Origin of the sequence: Phreatobacter aquaticus, from assembly GCF_005160265.1 — a bacterium.
GTDB lineage: Bacteria > Pseudomonadota > Alphaproteobacteria > Rhizobiales > Phreatobacteraceae > Phreatobacter > Phreatobacter aquaticus.
Map to the genome: position 1 here is coordinate 3,661,947 of NZ_CP039865.1, position 20,666 is coordinate 3,682,612.

19 protein-coding genes are annotated in these 20,666 nt (G+C 64.7%); 10 read left to right on the top strand and 9 right to left on the bottom strand.

From position 1 onward, the window contains the following. Positions 1–30: 30 nt before the first annotated feature. The 5 genes from E8L99_RS17380 to E8L99_RS17400 all read right to left on the bottom strand — a co-directional run bounded on the left by E8L99_RS17380 (position 31) and on the right by E8L99_RS17400 (position 8,438). On the bottom strand, positions 31–1,641 hold the full coding sequence (locus E8L99_RS17380) for a sulfite reductase subunit alpha (protein WP_137100731.1): 1,611 nt from the start codon (positions 1,639–1,641) through the stop codon (positions 31–33). Beyond that, positions 1,638–3,425, bottom strand: a complete 1,788-nt coding sequence (locus E8L99_RS17385; RefSeq protein ID WP_137100732.1) for a NirA family protein — start codon at positions 3,423–3,425, stop codon at positions 1,638–1,640. Before E8L99_RS17385 ends, E8L99_RS17380 begins: the two co-directional genes overlap by 4 nt. 225 nt (positions 3,426–3,650) lie before the next feature. Further along, positions 3,651–5,819: a glucans biosynthesis glucosyltransferase MdoH gene (mdoH, locus tag E8L99_RS17390; RefSeq protein WP_137100733.1), complete on the bottom strand. Its 2,169-nt coding sequence runs from the start codon at positions 5,817–5,819 to the stop codon at positions 3,651–3,653. Beyond that, positions 5,807–7,375: a glucan biosynthesis protein gene (locus tag E8L99_RS17395; protein WP_252511144.1), complete on the bottom strand. Its 1,569-nt coding sequence runs from the start codon at positions 7,373–7,375 to the stop codon at positions 5,807–5,809. Before E8L99_RS17395 ends, mdoH begins: the two co-directional genes overlap by 13 nt. 115 nt (positions 7,376–7,490) lie before the next feature. Further along, positions 7,491–8,438 carry a DMT family transporter gene (locus tag E8L99_RS17400; RefSeq protein WP_137100734.1) on the bottom strand — a complete coding sequence of 316 codons (948 nt, stop codon included), beginning with the start codon at positions 8,436–8,438 and terminating at the stop codon, positions 7,491–7,493. Positions 8,439–8,647: 209 nt separating this feature from the next. On the opposite strand from E8L99_RS17400, the gene E8L99_RS17405 reads away from it, so the two are divergent. Further along, a complete protein-coding gene (locus E8L99_RS17405; protein WP_137100735.1) occupies positions 8,648–9,541 on the top strand; it encodes a hypothetical protein in 894 nt (297 codons plus the stop codon). Between the two features lie 21 nt (positions 9,542–9,562). On the opposite strand, the gene pimA is transcribed toward E8L99_RS17405, so the two are convergent. The 3 genes from pimA to queF all read right to left on the bottom strand — a co-directional run bounded on the left by pimA (position 9,563) and on the right by queF (position 12,713). Further along, positions 9,563–11,221, bottom strand: a complete 1,659-nt coding sequence (gene pimA / locus E8L99_RS17410; RefSeq protein WP_137100736.1) for a dicarboxylate--CoA ligase PimA — start codon at positions 11,219–11,221, stop codon at positions 9,563–9,565. A 79-nt stretch (positions 11,222–11,300) separates the two neighbouring features. After that, a complete protein-coding gene (locus E8L99_RS17415) occupies positions 11,301–12,209 on the bottom strand; it encodes an SPOR domain-containing protein (protein WP_137100737.1) in 909 nt (302 codons plus the stop codon). 57 nt (positions 12,210–12,266) lie between these two features. Further along, the gene (gene queF, locus E8L99_RS17420; RefSeq protein WP_137100738.1) at positions 12,267–12,713 is read right to left on the bottom strand and encodes a preQ(1) synthase; all 447 of its coding nucleotides are present in this window, start codon (positions 12,711–12,713) and stop codon (positions 12,267–12,269) included. Positions 12,714–12,891: 178 nt separating this feature from the next. Here queF and E8L99_RS17425 point away from each other — a divergent pair, with 178 nt between their 5' ends. The 3 genes from E8L99_RS17425 to E8L99_RS17435 all read left to right on the top strand — a co-directional run bounded on the left by E8L99_RS17425 (position 12,892) and on the right by E8L99_RS17435 (position 15,226). Beyond that, positions 12,892–13,431, top strand: a complete 540-nt coding sequence (locus tag E8L99_RS17425) for an ankyrin repeat domain-containing protein (RefSeq protein WP_137100739.1) — start codon at positions 12,892–12,894, stop codon at positions 13,429–13,431. Between the two features lie 111 nt (positions 13,432–13,542). After that, positions 13,543–14,826, top strand: a complete 1,284-nt coding sequence (gene eno, locus E8L99_RS17430) for a phosphopyruvate hydratase (RefSeq protein ID WP_137100740.1) — start codon at positions 13,543–13,545, stop codon at positions 14,824–14,826. Positions 14,827–14,839: 13 nt separating this feature from the next. Then, a complete protein-coding gene (locus tag E8L99_RS17435) occupies positions 14,840–15,226 on the top strand; it encodes a Rid family hydrolase (protein ID WP_137100741.1) in 387 nt (128 codons plus the stop codon). Positions 15,227–15,238: 12 nt separating this feature from the next. Here E8L99_RS17435 and E8L99_RS17440 read toward each other — a convergent pair whose 3' ends face one another. Then, a complete protein-coding gene (locus E8L99_RS17440; protein ID WP_168201712.1) occupies positions 15,239–15,919 on the bottom strand; it encodes a YbjN domain-containing protein in 681 nt (226 codons plus the stop codon). A gap of 238 nt (positions 15,920–16,157) precedes the next feature. Here E8L99_RS17440 and E8L99_RS17445 point away from each other — a divergent pair, with 238 nt between their 5' ends. The 6 genes from E8L99_RS17445 (at position 16,158) to E8L99_RS17470 (ending at position 20,656) form a co-directional block, all read left to right on the top strand. Beyond that, on the top strand, positions 16,158–17,072 hold the full coding sequence (locus tag E8L99_RS17445; RefSeq protein ID WP_168201713.1) for a DMT family transporter: 915 nt from the start codon (positions 16,158–16,160) through the stop codon (positions 17,070–17,072). Between the two features lie 34 nt (positions 17,073–17,106). Beyond that, positions 17,107–17,427, top strand: a complete 321-nt coding sequence (locus E8L99_RS17450; protein ID WP_137100744.1) for an FtsB family cell division protein — start codon at positions 17,107–17,109, stop codon at positions 17,425–17,427. A gap of 184 nt (positions 17,428–17,611) precedes the next feature. After that, on the top strand, positions 17,612–18,649 hold the full coding sequence (pdhA, locus tag E8L99_RS17455; RefSeq protein ID WP_137100745.1) for a pyruvate dehydrogenase (acetyl-transferring) E1 component subunit alpha: 1,038 nt from the start codon (positions 17,612–17,614) through the stop codon (positions 18,647–18,649). Between the two features lie 13 nt (positions 18,650–18,662). After that, complete coding sequence (locus tag E8L99_RS17460) at positions 18,663–18,953, top strand: hypothetical protein (protein WP_137100746.1); 291 nt, start codon at positions 18,663–18,665, stop codon at positions 18,951–18,953. A 22-nt stretch (positions 18,954–18,975) separates the two neighbouring features. Further along, complete coding sequence (locus E8L99_RS17465; RefSeq protein WP_137100747.1) at positions 18,976–20,349, top strand: pyruvate dehydrogenase complex E1 component subunit beta; 1,374 nt, start codon at positions 18,976–18,978, stop codon at positions 20,347–20,349. Positions 20,350–20,362: 13 nt separating this feature from the next. Then, positions 20,363–20,656 carry a DUF5076 domain-containing protein gene (locus E8L99_RS17470; RefSeq protein ID WP_137100748.1) on the top strand — a complete coding sequence of 98 codons (294 nt, stop codon included), beginning with the start codon at positions 20,363–20,365 and terminating at the stop codon, positions 20,654–20,656. Positions 20,657–20,666 lie beyond the last annotated feature (10 nt).

Sequence of the window (20,666 nt, forward strand, 5' to 3'; positions counted from 1 at the left end):
CTCGGAGCGCCGGACGCGACCATTGTCACCTCAGTAGACGTCGGCCTGATAGCGGCCGGATTTCTTCAGTCCCTGCACGAAGGCGATCGCTTCGTCGATCGAACGGGCGCCATGCTGGGCAACCACGTCGACAAGCGCCGCTTCGACATCCTTGGCCATGCGCTTGGCATCGCCGCAGATGTAGAAATGCGCGCCTTCCGCAAGCCAGCGCCAGAGTTCGGCCCCCAGTTCGCGCATGCGGTCCTGAACATACACCTTCTCTGCCCCGTCGCGCGACCAGGCGAGCGACAGGCGCGTGAGATGGCCATTGCGCTTCATCATGTCCAGTTCGTCGGCATAGAAGAAGTCCGTGGCCTGGCGTTGATGGCCGTAGAACAGCCAGTTTGCCCCAGGCGCCTTGTCGACCATCCGGTCCTGGAGAAACGCCCGGAATGGCGCGACGCCTGTGCCAGGGCCAACCATGATGACCGGTGTCGCCGGATCAGACGGCAATGCGAAAGCGTGCGCCCGCTGCACATAGACATTCAGTCTGTCGCCGGGTTCGATACGGTCGCCGAGAAAGGTCGATGCTACGCCGAACCGGAGACGTTTATTGATCTGGTAGCGCACCGCGTCGACGGTGAGCGAGACGCGGCCTGGATTGGCCTTGATTGACGACGAGATCGAATAGAGGCGGGGCTGGAGCGGTTCCAGGGCCTCGACAAAGGCTTCGGGATGGGGCCGGACGCCGGAAAATTTCTGCAGGACCGCGAGCACGTCCAGCTGAGCGGCATCGCCATCTGGATCCTCTCCGGTGGCGAGCGCGCGAGCCTTGGCGCGCAGGGCGCCGCCAGTGAGAAAGGACATCAGTTCGAACAACGAATCCGGTGCCGGCGACAAGGCCACCTCATCGAGGAGCACGCTCCGGAGCGGCCTGCCACGGACTTCTGTGACATGAGAAGCGCCAAGCATCGCGATGATTTGGTCGACAAGGCCAAGATGGTTCCGTGCGAATATTCCGAACGCATCTCCAACCACATAGTCGAGACCGCTTTCGCTGAGGTCGAACTCGACATGGAAGGTTTCCTTCTCCGATCCTTCGGCATTGAGCCGTCGGCGAGATAGGAAGGTCGCCGCGACCGGCGCCTCGCGGGAACGGCCTGGCGCGCTTGGGGGCGCAGGGGGAGGTGGCGCGGCATCGGTCTTCACCGCAGGGGCAGCAACGCCCACGTCGATGTCCGCCGACAGCGTCTTCAGCATGCGCAGCGTTTCCTTGCCGCCGGGCACACAGAGATTGAGCCGCTCCTCCGACTTCACCGCCAGTGCATTGGCGTAGTCGGCGCAATTGTAGCCGCACTGCCCGCAATCCTGTTGGGCCATGGCGGCCATCAGGCGGGGGGCGATCGGCTTGCCGTCGGCAAGCTTCATCCGCTCATCGAGCGCCATGGACGGGTCGTGCCATGGGGCATCGTCATTGGATGCGAGGACTGGGCCGGTTCCGGCCGCTATGTCCGTGGGCACGCCGACCGCGATAGCACCGGGAGCGCCACCCGGTGCTAGAGCCGCGGAAAAGAAGCCCGACAGCCACATGCGCTGCTCGGCGGAAAAGGGTGCGCTGTCCGGAATGAGCGACAGGATCGGAGTGGTCGGTTGTACCGTCATTCCGCGGCCTCCCGCATGACCGCGATCGAGGGTTGCACGAGGGCATCCAGGGCCTCGATCTCGTGCCGGACGGTGAACGCCTGGAAGCTCTCGTCGGCTCCGGTCCGGTGCGCAAGGTAAGCCTTCAGAAGGGCCTCGACATGACGGGGCGCGTCCGTGGCCTTCACCGCCGTCCAGAGGCTGCGTCCGATGCGGGCATTCTCGGCGAAGCCGCCGCCGACCACGATGTCGTAGCCCTCGACCGTATCGCCATCTTCGTTGATCGGCACGCGCGCGCCGATGAGCCCGATATCGCCGATATAGTGTTGAGCGCAGGAATGGTGACAGCCCGTGAGGTGGATGTTGACGGGGACATCGATCGGCACGCGCGCCTCAACGTGATCGGCGATGTCCAAGGCGTGCTGCTTGGTGTTGGATGCCGCGAACTTGCAGCCGGCATTGCCAGTGCAGGCGACGAGCCCCGCGCGGATCGGCGTCACGGCCGTCGAGAGCCCGAGCGCCTCGATCCGTGCCTGGACGGCCACGACCGCTGCATCGGGGACGCCTGACAGGATCAGGTTCTGCCAGACTGTCAGCCTGACATCGCCATCGCCCGAGGTCCGGGCGAGATCGGCAAGTCCTGTGGCCTGGTCACAAGTGAGCTTTCCAACGGGTACGCCAACACCGACCCAGTTGAGACCCGCTTGCTTCTGGGGGTGGACGCCGACATGGGCATAGCGGTCGGTGGGTGGCCGTGGCGCGATGTCAGCCTCGGCGATCCGCTGCAGCGCGCGGCCGAGTTTCTCCTCCACGGCCTCAAGGAATTTTTCAAAGCCCCAGGCGTCGAGAACATATTTCAGGCGGGACTTGTTGCGGTTCGTCCGGTCGCCATGATCGATGAACACACGGATGATTGCATCCGCGACCTCTGTTGCCTCTTCAGGCCTGCAGAACGTGCCGGTCGGGCGTGCCAGATCGTGATGGCCTGAAATGCCCCCCAGCACCACGCGCATCCAGATTCCCGGATCAACCTCGGAACCATCGAGGACGCGGACCGCCTGGAAGCCGATATCGTTGGTTTCCTCGAGTGCTGGCGAGACGCCGGCCCCGTCGAACGAGACATTGAACTTGCGCGGCAGGCCGTAGAGCGTGCGATCAGCCAGGATGTGGAAATGCCACTGGCGGCAGAGCGGCCGCGTATCGAGCAATTCCTGGCCATCGATGCCGGCAAGCGGCGAGCCCGTCACATTGCGGATATTGTCGGCGCCCGATCCGCGCGCCACCAATCCCAGATCCATCATCTCCTCGAGAAGCGGTTGCGCGTTCTCCGGACGGATCTCGCGCATCTGCAGATTGGCGCGGGTGGTCACATGCAGGTAATCGCCGCCATATCTGCGTGCGAGTTCTGCTGCGCCTTCGAACTGGTGGGCCTTCAGGATGCCGTTCGGGATGCGCATCCGCAGCATGAAGCTGTCCTGCGCGGGGGCCACGTTGAACAGGCCGAAATAGCGCCAGCGGAAATTGTCTGCCGGACCAGGCAGCTTGCCTGTCGCGGCTTCGCGCACCAGCCGTGGATAGGCCTCGAACGGGTGCTGCTCGCGCTTCCACTTTTCCTGGTCGACCAGCTTCTTGCCCGCGGCGACCTGCGCGTCCTGCGCCCGAATGTGCTCTGCATCAGGGCCGGCGGGTCCGGCAAGCGTCTGCGCCGCGCCCGTACCGAGGCCACCCACCGCGCGGGACGCCGCGGCACCGGCTACGAATCCTTCGAGATAGCGCTTCTGATCAGCGCTGAAATCCTGTGACATCCGATCCCCGTTGCAACAAGCGAGGGGCCGGCGTCATTGGCGGCCTGTGAGAGATAGCTTCACAAGGCAAATCAAGTGCCAGCGCCGCGGCGTCGGGAATGTTCTGGATTATCAAATGGATGAACGGCGCGAACGGTCTGCGAGCGCATCGCAAGTGCTCAATCGATACGCCGGTATAGCGCCAGTGCCTGGAAATTGTGCATTGCACCAATCTCTGCAGCCGCCTCATGCCGCCTTCGGCTCTCCATGCGGCAGGGCGGCGAGGAGGGCGATCAGCGCCCGGTCATGGAGCACGAGCATCGTCTCACGTGGCGACAGCCAGGCCCGCGCATCCTCGATAGATTGCGCATCGGTGAGCTTGGCCTCCGCGATCACGCGGTCAGTGTCGATCCGGCCACGCACCCGGGGGGCAGGCACCTGAATGATCTGCTGATGCAGGTCACGGAACTCCGCGTCGGCATGGACGAGGTCAAGCGCCTTGCGATCCTCGAGTTCCAGGGTGTCGAACTCCTTGCCATGCCGGAAAGCGCGCTCGGCGATATCAGGCGGGCTGCTCTCTTCCGGGATCAGCAGCAGCCTGGCCCGGCGCAGACCCCAGCCGATGCCGGCCGAAGCCGAGGCCCATGATGTCGGTACAGCCATCCAGAGGCCGATGATCGTCGGCGACATCCAGGCGAAGATGTAGGGCGAGATGGAGAAGGCGGCGATGGCCGCGATCACACCGAGAAGCGTGTGGCGCCAATGCTGGGCGATGATGGCCTTGACCGGGATGGACCCGTCGTCACGCCGCTGCGGCTTCCAGCCGGTATCGCGCCCGAACAGGATCGAGAAGACCGAGCTCGACTGGATCAACATCATCACTGGCGCGATCAGGGCCGAGAGGAAGATCTCCAGGATGGTCGACAGGGTCAGCATGAAGAAACCGCCGGAACCGCGGCGGGCAGGGCCGTTCAGGGCCGTCACGAGCCAGCCGAATATCTTTGGCGCGAGCAGAATGGCCATGGTGAAGATGAAAAGGTTGAACGCCCGCTCGGCATCGAATACCGGCCATGCTGGAAACAGCGTGAACTGGTTGGTGAAATATTCCGGGCGAATGAACGCCGCCTGCAGGGCGAGAAGCAGTCCGACCAGCAACTGGGTCAGCCAGAGCAGGCTCGACACATAGCTCATGATGCCGGTGGCAAAGTGCTGGCGCGTGGCCCAGTGAAGGCCAGTCGCTCCGATGACCCGTGAATGCTGCAGATTGCCCTGGCACCAGCGACGATCGCGGATCGCAAGATCCATCAGGGATGGCGGGCTTTCCTCATAGGACCCGGCAAGCTGAGGCAGCATGTAGACCGCGTAGCCGCGTCGGCGAATGAGCCCGGCTTCAACGAAGTCATGGCTGAGAATATGCCCGCCAAACGGCGGCTTGCCCGGCAGTTCCGGGAGCCCGGCGGAGCCAGCAAAGGCTTCCATGCGGATGATCGCATTGTGGCCCCAGTAATTGCCGTCACGGCCGGACCAGACGGCAAGCCCCGCCGCGCAGACCGGTCCATAGATGCCCGCCGCGAACTGCTGGAGTCGCGCGATCAGCGTGTTTCGATTGATCAGGCGGGGGAGCGTCTGGATGATGCCGGAGTCAGGGTCCTTCTCCATGGCATCAGCGAGCGCGACAATCGTCTCGCCCGTCATCAGGCTGTCCGCGTCGAGCACGACCATATGGGCGTAGTTGCCGCCCCAGTTGACGACGAAGTCACCGATATTGCCGGCCTTGCGCGCCGTGTTCTTGGGGCGATGGCGATAGAAGATTCCGACGCCGGGCAGTCGCTCGCGCAGCGCGACGAAAGCGCGCTCCTCTGCGACCCACACATCCGGATCGGTCGTGTCGGATAGAAAGAAGAAGTCGAAGGACGCGCCATGCCCCGTCGCAAGAACATCTTCGACAATGGCCTGGACGGTGCCGAACACCCGTCCGGGGCTCTCATTGTAGATCGGCATGACCACGGCCGTGCGCTCGCGTAGCGCGTCTGGTAGAACAGGTTTGACTGTCAGGCCCTTCCACATGAGGTAGCCGGCCCCCAGGACGCCGGTTGTGAAGGCCAGCGCGATCCAGGAGAAATTGACCGCGAATAGCGCGAGGAATAGCCATTCCAGCGCCGTTACGCCGCCAGCCTCGACCACCTTGTACATCTGGTAGCCACCGAAGAGCGCGATGGCCGCCATTCCGCCAAAGGCAATGAGGCGTGCAAACGCGGGCTCGCGCCAACCCTTGGGATCGACGCGCGGCCTCCGTTCCGACCGGCTCCACGAGCGCAGCGAAGCGGCGGGCATGGCGAGCGGGGCCGGGGCGGGCATTGCTGTCCGGTCGCGCGAAATCGCGACGGCAGGGGGACGTTCAGTCAGGGCGTCCATCGATAGAGCCATGTCTCGCTTTGCGCCTGTCCTTCACGCTCCAGGACCAACCGCAGTTCGACCTGATTGGCGGCCTCCGGGTCAAGGTCGAAAGTAACGCGATAGATGCGCGATTCCGGAACCAGCCGTCCATCGACATTGCTGACCCGCCCGCGCTGATTGGTCAGCATGGGCTTGAGCCCGGCGCTTTTGGCGGGATCGCCGAAGTCCTCGGCACTGAAATCCACCAGAAACTTCCGCCGGCGGCCGCCGCCCGTGCCACGTCCAGTGCGGGTGGCGGTCACAGAGGCAAGCGGCGGGCGTTCCGGCGGAGACCAGCACCAGTGCATGCGGTAAGCGAAGGAATGTTCGGCGCCCTTGGCAAGGGCCACGCGCGGCCGCCAATAGGCGAGAATATTCCGGTTCATCTCGTCGTTGACCGGGATTTCCATCAACTGGACCTGTCCCTGTCCCCAGTCGCCGAGCGGTTCGATCCAGACGCTGGGACGCCGCTCAAAACGCTGATCGAGGTCGTTGAAGGCATCAGCGCGCCGGTCGCGCTGAAGCAGGCCGAATCCCTTGGGGTTCTGGTCGACAAAGGCGGATATCTGGAGCGTGTCCGGATTGTTCATCGGCCGCCAGATCCATTCGCCGTTGCCGTTCCAGATCTGAAGGCCATTCACGTCATGGACTGCGCCACGCACGTCGTCGGCGCCGCCGCGATCATTGGGCGCGAACAGGAAATTGGCAGTCAGTGGCGCTAGTCCGACGTGGCCGAGATCGACGCGCGGGAACAGCGTGACCTCGACGTCGCAGACAGTGATGTCGCCGGGACGCACGGCGAAACGATAGAGCCCGGTGACACTATCGGAATCGAGGAGCGCATGGACCACCAATGTGTTGCCGCCAGGCCCGGGGCGCTCGATCCAGAAGGCCCTGAAGGCGGGGAATTCCTCGCCTTGGGCCTCGGCCACATTGAGCATGAGGCCGCGCGCGAGCAATCCGAGCGTCTGCCCCCTGGCAAGCGAGCGAAAGAAACTGGCTCCCTGAAACACCAGCACCTCGTCCTGTCCGTCCGGACGATTCAAGGCTGTGAAGGCGCGGAACCCTGTGAACGGCAGCACCGCATCGACGGGCGGCGGTGTCACCTGACCGTATTCGAACATGGCGGCAGAGAACCGTTGATCGCGGATGATCCCGCTCTCGACAGTCCGGATGGCCACAGGCGTCGTGAAGACATTGCCCGGTGGCAGGTAGGCGAGCGCGAAGCCGCGGTTTTCGCCGGTCCAGACACGCCGTTCGGGCCGAAACTGAATCTGACGGTATTGGTCGAGCGTCAACTGACCCCAGCCACGGGGCAGGTCGGCCTGGCGCGGCGCGAGATAGGGCGCTTTCGACACCTCACGCGCCACGTCCAGCAGCGCCTGGCGCGAGATGGGCTGGCCGTCCGAGACGGCGTCAGCTGCCGCCTGCAGGGGCGTTGCCTGCGGAGCGTTCTGCGCCCGCGCGGCTGCGGTGATCGCAGCCAGCGCCGAGGAGGCCATCAGATGGGCTAGGACTTGGCGGCGGCTCGGCATTCTCTGGGCATTTCAGGCGCTGTGAGACCAACGACGCGCGCCTGCCGGCGCCGTCGCAACAACCTGGGCGCGTTTATAGCCCAAATTGCGGCGTTGAGGAGGGGCATCTCTCGTCTCATGGCACAGGCCCCCGCCAGCCGAGACGCGCCAGAACAGAGGCGGCGAGGTGGGCTGGCGCGGTCGCGGCCACAAGTCCCGACAGGACCAGGGTCATGCCGGCGAGATGGTGAGGTTGGAGGGATTCGCCCAGGAAGACCACGGCCATGCCGACACCATAGACCGGCAGGAGATAGAGGAAACACGAGGTGACCGCTGGCCCGACCACCTTCACGCCATACTGGTAAAGCGAGAAGGCTCCCACCGCCGAGAATATCGCAAGCGCCAGGATGCCGGTCCAGGCCTTCGGGGTGGTCGGGAATCCACCGACAAGAGCAAGCTCGGCAAGGCTGAAGGGCAGGAGCAGAAAGGCGCCGGCCATCGCAATGGTCGCGAAGAGGGTCAGCGTCGGCACGCGTGACAAGCCCTCTTCCTTCAGCACCAGCGAATAGAGCGCCCAGGCAAACGCGGCGGATGCCATGCCAAGGTCGCCGATATTGAGATCCAACCGGAGGATCGCGCCGAGATCGCCCTTCAGCACGATGACCGCGACCCCGATCATGGCCAGCACGATACCGGCCAGCCTCGGCCCCGACAGCTTCCGACCGAAGACCAGGGTCTCGATCAACAGGACGATCACTGGCGACGTCGTATAGATCAACGTCGCGTTCGTTGCGGTGGTCACGCCAAGGGCCAGGTAGACAAGTGCGCCGCAGATCCACATGCCGAGGAACGCGAGCAGCAGGATGCGTCCCAAATGGGCCCGCAGGACAGGAGCCTCCATCTTGAGCGATGCGAAGGTGAATGGCAGGAGCACCAGCGCGGCGACGCCCCACCGCAACAGGGCGAGCGTGAAGGCGGGTACGGCTTCGCCCATCCCGCGCGCAATGACGAGATTGGACGAGAACAGGAGTGGCATGACGAGGAGCAGAAGATAGGCGCGCCTCGTCTCGTTGGGTTGGGCCATCGAGGCTCCACGGCGCGACAATGCTATGCAGTCAGCATGACCGGCCCCATCCGATCAAGCACCGCAACGGGCATGGCAGCGGCGCGGCCGCTCCGGGCTGCGGGGCAGGGGCTCTCCCGCTAGGGTTTCCAGGCAGATTCGCCAGAGGCCTTCGATTGTTCGTTTCGCTGTCCAGATCAGTCCGGGCTTTGCTGGGAAACGGACCCCTTGTGCTCACGATCGGGGTCCTGGCCGGGCTGGTCTTGCCCTCGCTTGCCGACGCCTGCCGGCCCTTGCTGGCACCGTGTGTCTTCATCTTCGTCGCAGGGACTTTCCTGCGCCTCGATGTGGCCGCGGTCCTTCTGGCGCTTCGCAATCCGCTTTTCGCTCTGGGCCTGCCCTTCGTCGCAATCGTTCTGATTCCGCTATCCGTCGGCTGGGTGAGCACTCTTGTCGGATGGGAGGCTCCCATTGCATCGGCTCTTGTGCTCAGCCTCGTCGCGCCACCATCCAGCGCCAATGCTGCCATTGCACGCATGCTGAAAGCGGACGATTCCGTCGCTTTCGTTGTCACGACCGTCGCGACCCTGGCCCTGCCGCTGGTGGCGCCGGCGGTCCTTCTGGCCGTTGGCAGCTCGGCGGCTTCGCTGAACCCGCTCGACCTCGCCTTACGGCTGTTCCTCCTTCTCGGTGGCGCAGGGCTCCTGGCAGTTGCCCTGCGCGGACTGGCACCGGTCGTCGTTGCGCGCAGCGGCTCGTTGTTTGATGGCCTGGTGGTTGGCGCGCTGTTTATTTTCGCGCTCGCGACCATGAGCGGGGTACCGCAATTGATCGCGGCCGATCCTGTTGCTGTTGCCGGCGTCGTTGCGCTCGCCTATGGCGTCAATGTCGGGCTCATGGTGATCTTCACGGCGCTCACTCCGGGCTCCATGGCGACGCGGCTTGGCGTCGGCATCAGCATGGGCAACCGCAATGTCGGGCTGATCTGGGCCGTACTCGGCACGGCGATCGATCCGCTGGTCGCGCTCTATTTCGCGGCCGCCCAGTTCCCGATCTTCACGACGCCGCTGCTGATCCGCTGGGTCATTGGCGTTCTGCCGGCGAGGTTCCAGCCGGATGGCTGACCCTGTGCCTGCGCCCAGGTGTCAGGCGCCGGCTTTGACCTCATTGCGCAGTTCCGCGCGCGACAGCTTGCCCACAGTCGTCTTTGGCAGGCTGTCACGAAATTCCAGTCCTGCCGGCATCTCGTGCCGCCCAACCTTGTCCTTGAGGAACGCCTTGAGCTCATCCAGCGTGAAGGGGGAGGCTCCCGATCGCAGGCTGACATAGGCCTTGGCCGCTTCGCCGCGATAGCCATCAGGCACGCCGATGACGATGACCTCACCGACGGCTGGGTGTTCATAGATCGCCTGCTCGATCATCTGCGGATAGACGTTGAAACCGCCGGAAATGATCATGTCCTTCTTGCGGTCGACAATGAAGAAGAAGCCATCCTTGTCCATATAGCCAATGTCGCCGGTCAGGAAATAACCGTCGGCATAGGAGGCCTTGCTTTCCTCGTCGCGATTCCAGTAGCCGCGCGTGACATTCGGCCCCTTGATCCGGATTTCGCCGACCTCGCCCACCGGCATCACCCGGTGGGGATCGTCGAGCGCGCAGATATCCATCTCGAGGCCCGGCAACGGCAGGCCGATCGTGCCGGGCCGCGGCTCGCCATAATTGGGCACATTGGTGCCGGCGGGCGACGTCTCGGTCATGCCCCAGCCGCCAGTCAGCCGCAGCCCGGTGCGGGTCTCGAACCGCCGCGCGATTTCCACCGGCAGCGCCGCGCCGCCTGACGCGGCATAGACCAGCGAGGACAGATCAGCCGTTGCGAATCGCGGATGATTGACCAGAGCGATCCACATGGTCGGGACGCCTGGAAAGATGGTGGCCCGCCGCTTTTCGAAATCGTCGAAGGTCTGGTCAGGATCGAACCGCATCCGGAGCATCAGGCACGAGCCGCGGGTCAGTTGCCGCAGCATGACGCTCGTCAGTGCGTAGATGTGGAAGAGCGGCAGAACCAGGATGATCTTGTCGTTGATCGGATCACCGGTCGGCAATGCCATCTGCCAGGCATCATAGATGGAAACGGCCGCGGTCAGGTTGCCGTGGCTCAGCATGGCGCCCTTCGGCATGCCGGTGGTGCCACCGGTATATTGCAGCAGAGCCACCCGATCCGGGGAAAGGCTTGGCCATTCCGCCGGCGCAGTGGCGCCCGCCACGAAGTCGGAGAAGCGGATGATGCCCGGCTTCTCGGGGATCGGCAGGGACGGGATACCGGAGGTTCCCCAGGCGGCATCGTCTGCGACAATCAGGCGGTCGATCAGCCCGGCTTCATGCAGCTTCAGCGCCATGCCGAACAATGGCGCGATCGAACTCGTTACCAGCACCCGCGCGCCGGCATCCTTGAGCTTGTAAGCGAGTACCCGTTCGGCATCGAGCGGGCTCAGATGGACCAGCCTGATCCCGGCTTTGGCAGCACCGAAGAAGCTAATCGGATGATCCGGCGTGTTCGGCAGATAGAGCGCGACGGTTGTCTCATCGCCAAGGCCGGCCCGAAGCAGCGCCGAGCCAAAGGCCTCGGCCCGCGTCACCAGGTCGGAATAGGTCAGGATATTGTCGCGAAACTCCAGCGCCGGCCTCGGCCCGAACGCCGCTGCTGCGCCATCCAGCAAGTCGCCAAGTGTGGTGATCCGGATCGGCGTGTCCCACGACACGCCCGGCGGATAAGACTTCTCCCAAGCAAACGGCCTGGATGCCATGCGACGTCCTCCCTGGCTGCCATTAGGCCAGATCTTCTTGGGCGCAGCGGCCTCTCAAGCAGCCAGCCCGGATCTGTTCCTATCGCAATGCCAACCTTTGTCCGTCGAAAGCCGCCGGTTTGCAATTCACTCCTGCGGCGGAGAAGGTCGCGCATAGCCGCGTGGCTGCGTTGGCGTTCGACAAGGGTCCGACGATCAACCGCAATTCAACCGAACCGGGCCGGCTGGCGGCCTCCTGCACGGTGATCACGGGACGCAAGCCATCCAGAATGGGGCCATGCTGGGCGCGCAACTGCTGCCAGCGGGTCCTCAAGGCCTCGATAGAACTCTCGCCTGCGAGGTCGACGCCGAATTCGGTCCTGATGGCCGTCGAGTCCTGTGCACCTGGCGACGGCGTCAGCGCCGCGTTGGGCGCTGGAACGGGTACGGGGGCAGTTGCCGGAGCGCCGCCATCGGTTGCGCCGCCGCCAGTCTCCGCTGACGACACATTCGAAGGACGGGGAGGCGGTGGCGCGGTCTCAATCACGCGGATTGCTTGCCGGGGGATAGGCGTTTCCCGGTTCGGCGCGGATTCAGGGGAGGGTGCGGCCACACGGTCGCGCGGAATGGAAGCGGTCACATCGCCGACCGTGCGCTCCATGGCGGCGATCCGGTCGGTCAACTGCTCCCGTTCCGCAGCGAGCAGGCGCACCTGATCGGCAAGCCGGCGTGTCTCGTAAATGGCTAGCGGATCCGCGGCGACGGTACGAGGCGGCTCGCTCCTTTGCGCTACCTGAACGGCGGCTGGTTGCGGCGCACCGAGCCTTGCGATCCTCTGCTGGCCGGTTTCTGTCCGCGCCGCCATGATGGCCGCGCCCATGAACAGCATGGCCACCCCCGCCCACGTCGCGAGCCGCGAGACAAGGCGCTGGGGCGGCTCATCGGTCAGCCCTTCGAGCCCGATCTCTTGCGATGCCTCGCTCTTGTCGCGCTTGGCCTTCAACAGCATGGCGCGCCGGCCCCTCCGAATCGATGCCGGAGTGTAGCAGACGGCGCAAGGCGCGGCTCATCCCCGTCCGCGATAGGCGGCCACCCCCTGATCGGGAAGCCAGACGCCCTGCAGCGGCTCGCCCGTCTGCCAGAAGACATCGATGGGAATGCCGCCTCGGGGGTACCAGTAGCCTCCGATGCGAAGCCAGCGTGGCGCGAGCAGACCGACCAGTGTCCTTCCGACCGCGACGGTGCAGTCTTCGTGGAACGCGCCGTGATTGCGGAACGACGACAGGTAGAGCTTCAGCGATTTCGATTCGACCAGCCACTGATCCGGCACATAGTCGATCACCAGATGCGCGAAGTCGGGCTGACCGGTGACCGGGCACAATGACGTGAATTCCGGGACGGCGAATCGCGCGACATAGTTGGTATCGGGGTGCGGGTTCGGCACCCGGTCGAGTTCGGCCTCCTCCGGTGAGGCGGGAATGCCGACAGTCTTGCCAAGCTTCAGGTCGGCCATGATCGAGCCTCTGGGTCCATTCGAATTCCGCCGCAGGTTTGTGAAATTTGCGACGCGGCACGGCCACAATGGGCCGACAGCCTGTGATGATGCGGGTCATAGCAGATCGGCTCACTGCAAGTGTAGCCCGGAGACGGCGGCCTCCAGAGCATTGCAGATCGTGGGGTGAAGTCCGCCTGTGACCAGGATTGACGAGTACGATTTCGGCATCGCGCATCCGGCAGACCGCGACCTGACGGCGGCAGCCTTCCGATGCGAGCCCCTCGGCATCGTGAGAGCGCTTCGGCAGGGCGCCCTGGTCGACGTCGCCAGCCGCAACGGCTTCACACCCCTGATGTGGGTCGCATTCCGCAGCGCCGTGGGTTTTGACCCGATCGGCGCCGCCCGATGGCTGATCGCCGCTGGCAGCGACATCAACCGCTCGGGCGGCAAGCCGCCGACGGTCGCGCTCACGCTGGCCTGCGAAATGGGTTCGACCGCGCTGGTGGAGCATATGTTGCTGAGTGGCGCCGATCCCAATCCGCCTGCCCATGTCGATCCGCCCCTGCACAGTGCGCTGCCGCAACTCGACATCGTTCGCCTGTTGCTCTCGGCCGGGGCGGAACGCACGCGTCTCTGGAACGGGCTGACAGCGCTCGATCGCTACGAGGAATTATGGCGCGATCCGCGCCATGGCGATCCTGATCAGGATGCCTTGATACGGCATTTGCTGGGATAGGCCGGCCGGCGCGCGAAAAGACGCCAGTCCTGCAGGCATTCGGCTTGAACCGTCGGCCCCATGTTGTAGAACCCACGGCAATTCCCTCCCTGACCCGCGCCAGAGGCCGCCATGACCGCCATCATCGACATCGTTGCCCGTGAGATCCTCGACAGCCGCGGCAATCCGACGGTTGAGGTCGATGTGGTACTCGACGATGGGTCCAGCGGACGGGCGGCGGTTCCCTCGGGCGCTTCCACCGGCGCCCACGAGGCGGTCGAACTGCGCGACGGGGACAAGTCCCGCTACATGGGCAAGGGCGTGCTGAAGGCGGTGGACGCCGTCAACGGCGAGATCTTCGACGCGCTGTCCGGTTTCGACGCGACCAACCAGGTCCAGATCGACAACACGATGATTGCCCTCGATGGCACGGCCAACAAGTCGCGTCTCGGTGCCAATGCGATCCTCGGCGTGTCGCTGGCCACCGCCAAGGCGGCCGCGATCTCGCGAGAGTTGTCACTCTACAAATATGTCGGTGGCGCCTTCGCCCATGTTTTGCCCGTGCCGATGATGAACATCGTCAATGGCGGCGCCCATGCTGACAATCCCATCGACTTCCAGGAATTCATGATCATGCCGGTCGGCGCGCCGACCTTCGCCGACGCGGTGCGCATGGGTTCGGAGATCTTCCACACCCTGAAAGCCGGCCTCAAGAAGGACGGCCACAACACCAATGTCGGCGACGAGGGTGGCTTTGCGCCGAACCTCAAGTCGGCTCAGGCCGCGCTCGACTTCGTCATGGCCGCCATCGACAAGGCTGGCTACAAGGCGGGCGACGACGTGGTCATCGCCCTCGACTGCGCCGCAACCGAGTTCTTCAAGGACGGCGCCTATGTCTATGAGGGCGAGCGCAAGACGCGCGATCCCAAGGCGCAGGCGAAATATCTCGCCAAGCTGGTCGCCGATTATCCGATCCGGTCCATCGAGGACGGCATGGCGGAAGATGATCTGGAAGGCTGGAAGATCCTGACTGACCTCGTCGGGTCCAAGTGCCAGCTCGTCGGCGACGATCTGTTCGTCACCAACACCAAGCGCCTCTCGATGGGCATCGACAAGGGGCTGGCCAATTCCATTCTCGTGAAGGTCAACCAGATCGGCACGCTGACCGAGACCCTCGCGGCCGTGTCGATGGCGCACAACTCTGGCTATACGGCGGTGATGTCGCATCGTTCGGGCGAAACCGAGGACGCGACGATCGCCGATCTCGCGGTGGCGACCAATTGCGGGCAGATCAAGACCGGCTCGCTCGCGCGCTCGGACCGCACCGCAAAGTACAATCAGCTCATCCGCATCGAGGAGGAGCTTGGTCCCCAGGCGCATTACGCCGGCCGTGGCGCATTGAAGGCCAAGGGCTGATCGGTTGACCGCCATGGAGCGTCAGCTGGTGTCGTCCGGCTCCTATCTGGAGCCGGAAATCGGGTTCTCGCGGGCTGTGCGGGTTGGGCCACACGTGGTCGTCGCCGGCACCGCCCCAATTGCCCCGGCAGGCGGAACAGCGGCCATCGGCGACGTCTATGGTCAGACCGTGCGCTGCCTTGAGATCGCGATCGAGGCTCTTGCCAAGGCAGGGGCGACAGCCGCCCACGTCACGCGAACCCGCATGATGCTGACGGACATCACCCAGTGGCGCGAGGCTGCGCGCGCCCATGGCGAGATCTTTCGGGATGTGCGGCCAGTCTGCACCTTCGTTCAGGTGTCAGCTTTCATTGACCCCGACTGGCTGGTCGAGGTCGAGATCGACGCGGTGATCGCCTGAACGACCGGGCGATCACGTCCGACGTTCGCCAGGCCGTTCCACGCCCGATCCGCCCTTGCCACCGGTTGCCGGCGGCGGGACGTCGCTCGGCGGGGCCGACCGTCCCGACGGGCCCTGCCCATCGCTCGGACCACGCCCCCGGGAGCCGCCGGGCGTCGCATCACGCGGTGTGAACCGGTCGAAGGCGCCGAGCATGGTCTGGAAGGTCTGGACCGATTCCGAGATGAACGGCACCGACACGCCGCCGTCGAGATCGACGTCCCATTCGAGGACGAGGTCGCCGTCATTGTCGAGATAGGTCTTCGCGAAGCGCTTCTCGTAGTTCCAGGCATTCACATAGGCGAGCGTGTAGCGGTCGTTGCGTTGGAAGACCGCCCGGTACTGAATCGACTGGCAGCCTCCATCGTTGCAGGCATAGAAGAAGACCGTGACCCGGCGTCCGCCGATCTGTGTGCGGATCCGCGAGCGGTTGTTCTCGCTGACAATCTCCGCCGTTGCCCCACGGTTGCGCAGGACGCCGGCCATCTGCTGCGGCGTGATGCGGCCGATCGTCTCGCCGAGCGGGGCGCCGTCATCGCGCTGCGGCGGGCGTTCCTGCTGTGGCGCGCGCTTCTGGGCGTAGGCATCCGGCATGGCGCTGGCGAACGCCAGGGTTGCAGCAATGGCAGCGAAGACCGGCAGGCGTTTCGTCATCGTCGGCTCCCGAATGTGGTCCGGCGGGCCCGGCCCAAAGAAAACCCCAGGGTGACACTGGGACGAGATCGTTTCGATCGCATGTCGTGGCACGGCAACGATGTTGCACCGGGTTCGGCGTGTCGCCAAGTCCGGCAGCGCACATCGCCATCCCGCACATGACCCAGATCGATCCGCACATGGCGTACCTGCGTCAACTGCCTTGCGGGCGAGCGCATTTGCTGAAAACACGGAGAGCATGGCCCTGTTCCACCCCCGTCTCCTCGCGCTGCTGGCCATGGCCCTGACCGTCTCCATCTATGGCGGCCAGTTCGTCTCTGTCCGGCTTGGTTACCAGTCCGATCTCACACCCTACGACATCGCAGCGCTGCGGTTCCTGTTTGCTGGCGTCGTCATGCTGCCGTTCTTCCTGACGCAGGGCGGACTTGTCGATTGCATGGGGATGGGCTGGCGGAGAGGGCTCGCCATTGTCGTTCTTGGCGGTGCCCCACTTACCGTATTCTCGAATATCGGGCTCGGCTACGCGCCGGCCGCCCACGCCGCTGCGATCCAGCCTGGAATGGTGGCGGTGACCGCGACGCTTTTTGCCTATCTGTCAGCCGGCCGTCGGGTTCCGGGCGGTGTCGTCGCCGGGTTTGCCGTCGTACTGGGCGGGCTGGCCGCCATCGCGCTGGCGGGCTCCCGCGGCGAGGCAGGGCAGGGGACGGTGGTCGGCGATCTGATCTTCATCATCTGCGGGCTGGCCTGGGGCTTCTTCACGTCGCTGTGCGCGCGCTGGAAGGTGGGATCGCTCGCCGGGGCAGCCGTTGTGTCCACCGTCTCCATGCTGACCTACGTGCCGATCTATGTCGCTTTCCTGACGCCTCGCATCATGGAAGCCCCGTGGAGCGTGATCCTGTTCCACGGCATCAACCAGGGACTGTTGAACGTGGTCGTGGGGATCCTGCTCTGGACTTATGGCACCCGCGTGCTGGGCGTTGCCGTCGCGGCCCGTTTCCCGCCCGTCATCCCGGTTCTCGGTACGCTGATCGGCATACCGGTTCTTGGCGAGGTTCCTGGGCCCGTGGCGGCAATCGGCGTGGTGGCTATTGTCGCCGGGCTTGCCATTGTCGCCATTGTCGGTGCGCGCGCCGCCCGGCGCCTTGAGGGTTAACGCTTCGGAAACGGTCCCTGTCGCACGATACGGCATGGTCGTCCGCACACGATTCCACCGCTTCTTGCAGACCGTCGCGCTCTACGTCCTCGCGGCGGGTGCAATCTCGTATTTCGGCTTCCATGCCTATCACGGCGACCATGGTATCCGGGCCCGCGAGCAGTTTCTGACCGAAATGTCGGATCTTCGGCGCGAACTGCGGGACCTGAAGCGCGAGCGAGCGGAGGTCGAGCGCCGCGTCACCCTGATGAGCGGTACCGCGATCGATCCTGACATGCTGGACCAGCGTGCACGTGAAATCCTCAATTATGTCGATCCCCACGACCTCGTGCTGGTGGACCGCAACCGCCGGTGAGCGCTGCGGCGTTGTGAACTGAAAATCGGTTCACAGGCTTTCATCAACTGCAATCCAGTTAACTCGTTGATTGTGCTGTAGCGTCAATGGTTTGTGCGATGCAGCATGAAATTCGCGCAGTCTTCCCACCGGCCTGCCTCCGCGCTAGAACTATCTGAGACATCAGATGCGCAGGGGACTTTTCATGGCCGCCGTCCGGACCAAGAGCGCACCAGCCGCCAAGCCAGCCAGCCGAACCGCAGCCAAGACGGCCTCGAAACCGACCTTGTCGCGCGATCAGGAGATTGCGGCCTACCGCGAGATGCTGCTGATCCGCCGCTTCGAGGAGAAGGCCGGCCAGATGTACGGCATGGGCCTGATTGGCGGGTTCTGCCATCTCTATATCGGCCAGGAAGCGGTCGTGGTCGGCATGCAGATGGCGTCAAAGCCGGGCGATCAGGTCATCACCGGCTACCGCGACCATGGCCACATGCTCGCGACCGGCATGCAGGCGAATGGCGTGATGGCGGAGCTGACCGGCCGGCGCGGCGGATATTCCCGCGGCAAGGGCGGCTCCATGCACATGTTCTCGTCGGAGAAGCACTTCTACGGCGGGCATGGCATCGTCGGTGCGCAGGTTTCGCTCGGCACCGGGCTCGCCTTCGCCAACCGCTATCGCGGCAACGACAATGTCTCGCTGACCTATTTCGGCGATGGCGCGGCCAACCAGGGCCAGGTCTACGAGAGCTTCAACATGGCGGCCTTGTGGAAGCTGCCGGTCATCTACGTGATCGAGAACAACCGCTACGCCATGGGCACGGCGGTGTCGCGCGCCTCGGCGCAGACCGATTTCTCCAAGCGCGGCCTGTCGTTCAACATTCCGGGCGAGCAGGTCGACGGCATGGATATCCGCGAGACCTATGCTGCTGGCCTGCGGGCGATGGAATGGTGCCGGGCCGGCAAGGGTCCCTACATCCTGGAGATGCAGACCTATCGCTACCGTGGTCACTCCATGTCCGACCCGGCCAAGTACCGGACCAAGGACGAGGTGCAGAAGATGCGCACCGAGCACGACCCGATCGAGCAGGTGCGCGAGCGGCTCCTTGAGGTCTGGAAGGTCTCCGAGGACGAACTCAAGAAGATCGATTCCGCTGTCCGCGACATCGTCGCGGAGTCGGCTGAATTCGCCACCAATGATCCCGAGCCGGATGTGTCCGAGCTCTGGACCGACATCCTCAAGTGAGGAGCATCGGGCGATGACGCTTGGCGCAATCGGCCTGGGACTTGCGGCGCTCGTCGCAGCGACGGCCTGGCTGGTCGCGCTTGTGTCGTTCGTTCGTGCCTGGCTGATCGCCGAGCGGCATCCGCCGTTCCAGGCGCTTGGCCCCTCGCGCTACTTCAACTGGATGGGCGCGCTGCCGAGCATGCCGCCCGAAGCCCGGCCGCATCTCGGTCGGGCGTTCCGCGCCTTCGTCTGCTTCTTCGCCGCTGTCATCGCGGTGGCCGTGGCCGGCATCGTCTTCGCAGCGCCCAAACCTGCTCTCTGAAACCCATAACGGGAAGCGTTTCATGCCTATCAACATCCTGATGCCGGCGCTCTCGCCCACGATGGAGAAGGGCAATCTTGCCAAATGGACCAAGAATGAGGGCGACAAGGTCAAGCCCGGCGACGTGATCGCCGAGATCGAGACCGACAAGGCCACCATGGAGGTCGAGGCGATCGACGAGGGCATCCTGTCCAAGATCATCGTGCCCGCAGGCACCCAGGATGTTCCGGTCAACGAACTGATTGCCATCCTGACCGCGGAGGGCGAGGATGCATCCGCCGCTGCGGTTCCCGCAGCGAAGGCGGCCGCGCCGACCCCTGTGGCCGCGCCTGCCATCCAGACGGCCCATGCGGCAGCACCCGCTCAACCGGCTCCGGTGTCAGCTGCATCCGACGAAATTCCGGCCGGCACCGAGATGGTGACCCAGACGGTGCGCGAGGCGCTCCGCGATGCCATGGCGGAGGAGATGCGCAAGGACGAGACCGTCTTCGTCATGGGCGAGGAAGTCGCGGAATATCAGGGCGCCTACAAGGTCACCCAGGGTCTGCTGCAGGAGTTCGGCGCCCGTCGCGTCATCGACACGCCGATCACCGAGCATGGCTTTGCCGGTATCGGCGTCGGCGCGGCCTTCACGGGGCTCAGGCCGATCGTCGAGTTCATGACGTTCAACTTCGCCATGCAGGCGATCGACCAGATCATCAATTCGGCGGCCAAGACGCTCTACATGTCCGGCGGCCAGATGGGCTGCCCCATCGTGTTCCGCGGCCCGAATGGTGCAGCCTCGCGCGTTGCCGCGCAGCACAGCCAGGACTATTCGGCCTGGTACTCTCACATTCCCGGCCTGAAGGTGGTCGCGCCCTATACGGCAAGCGACGCCAAGGGCCTGATGAAGGCAGCGATCCGCGATCCGAACCCGATCATCTTCCTTGAGAACGAGATCCTCTACGGCCAGAGCTTCGAAGTGCCGAAGCTCGACGATTTCGTCCTGCCCATCGGCAAGGCGCGCATCGCCCGGCCGGGCAAGGACGTGACGATCGTCGCCTGGTCGATCGGCATGAGCTATGCGCTGAAGGCCGCGGCCGAACTTGAGAAGCTCGGCATCGATGCCGAGGTGATCGACCTGCGCACCCTGCGCCCGCTCGACACCGACACCGTCATTGCCTCGGTCATGAAGACCGGCCGGGTCGTCACCATCGAGGAAGGCTGGCAGCAGTCGGGCGTTGCGGCCGAAATCTCGGCCCGCGTGGTTGAGCGCGCCTTCGACTATCTCGATGCACCGCCAGCCCGCGTCTCGGGCAAGGACGTGCCGATGCCCTATGCCGCCAACCTCGAGAAGCTCGCGCTGCCGACGGTTGCCGACGTCATCGAGGCCGTGAAGGCCGTGACCTACAAGTGATCCGGAGGCGGGCGTGACCGCAGTCTTCGATGCCCTCGCCGTGCCGCCGACCGCCCAGGAGAAGGGCGGAGTGGAGATCGTGCGCGGGGTGATTGTCGAGGGCGGCCTTCATATCTCGATCCGTCGGGCCTTCGACGATCCGCAGGCCTGGGGCATGGTTCTCGCCGACATCGCCCGTCACGCTGCCCGCATCCATGCCCTGGAAACCGGCGCCGCCGAGAGCCAGACCCTCGACCGCATCCGCTCCATGCTGGAGGCCGAACTCGACACCCCGTCGGATTTGGGCTCCACCCACGCCATCAGCTGAACCGGACCCG